This window comes from Ammoniphilus soli (assembly GCF_040813775.1).
The window spans coordinates 1-1,431 of sequence record NZ_JBEGDL010000126.1 but is presented as its reverse complement, the minus strand read 5'-3'; the positions used below and the strand labels follow the sequence as shown (position 1 = coordinate 1,431).

General features: G+C 41.6%; 1 protein-coding gene. It reads left to right on the top strand.

Annotated features, from left to right (window positions below; genetic code table 11):
* Positions 1-87 precede the first annotated feature (87 nt).
* Entirely contained in the window at positions 88-1,314 is a 1,227-nt protein-coding gene (locus ABLT31_RS38615; RefSeq protein WP_367761014.1) for an IS110 family RNA-guided transposase, read from the top strand.
* Positions 1,315-1,431 lie beyond the last annotated feature (117 nt).

Genomic DNA, 1,431 nt, shown 5'->3' with positions numbered 1-1,431 from the left:
TTTAAGAGAAGCACGCAGGATAGATTAATCTTTTGATGGTTGTTGCACCAGCCTCAATTTAATACAGCCTTAGGAAGGATATTTAATATGGAAATCATGCATCAACGTTGCTGTGGACTGGATGTTCACAAAAAGAGCATCACGGTTTGCACCCTTACACCTGAAGGAAAGGAGATTAAAACATTTGGTACGATGACCCATGATCTCATCTTATTAGTAGATTGGGTCAAAAGTAAACGCTGCACTCATGCTGCCATGGAAAGCACGGGTGTATATTGGAAGCCCATTTACAACCTGCTCGAGTTAGAAGAAATTCAACCGATGGTGGTTAACGCAGCTCATATCAAAGCTGTCCCGGGACGGAAGACCGATGTCAAAGACGCGGAATGGATCGCAAATTTGCTACGATATGGACTTCTTCAAGCCAGCTATATCCCCAACCGAGATCAAAGAGAACTTCGTGAACTCGTTCGTTATCGCAGAAGTCTTATTGAAGAGAATTCCAGAGAGATTAGTAGAATCCAAAAAGTGCTGGAAGGTGCCAATATTAAACTTTCTTCGGTTGCAACAGACATCTTGGGTGTCTCCGGTCGATTAATGCTAGATGCTATCATAGACGGAGTTGAGGATCCAGAAGAATTGGCTGGACTAGCAAAAAGACGATTGAAGAGTAAAAAAGAAGATTTAGAACGTGCTTTATTCGGTTCAATCGGTTTTCACCAAAAGATGATGTTGAAGGTCCAACTTGAGCATATCGATTTTCTGAATAAGCAAATTGCGAAGTTAGATGAAGAAATTCAACAGCGTATGCAACCTTATGAAGAAGATATTGAATTACTTGATTCTATTCCTGGCATTGGCAGAAGCCATGCGGAACAGCTCTTGGCTGAAATAGGACTTGGCAAAGATATTTCCAAGCAATTTCCGACAGCACCACATCTTTGTTCGTGGGCAGGGATGGTTCCGGGCAATAACGAAAGTGCTGGAAAAAAAAAGTCCGGACGAACACGTAAAGGCAATAAAAAGTTGCGATGGGCTCTCATTGAAGCCGCGCAATCTGCAGCAAAAACCAAGAATACCTATCTATCCGCTCAATACCACCGTTTTGCTGCAAGGATTGGAAAAAAGCGTGCCAAAGTTGCGGTTGGACATACCATTCTAACCATTGTGTATCATCTATTAAGTCGAAGGCAATCCTATGTCGAATTGGGTGCAGACCATTTTGATCGGAGAAAGAAAGACATTGTAATCAAGCAAACCATCAAACGATTAGAGTTACTAGGCTGCAAAGTAACGGTTGAGGACGTAGCGTAATCATATAAATAATAGAAAGCGTGAAAGCCCAGATCCCTTTTTTAAAAAAGGAAATTACTGGGTCTAATTTGGTATTGCCAAAAAACAAACTGCAGTGCGGGTTATTTTCAGGATAGC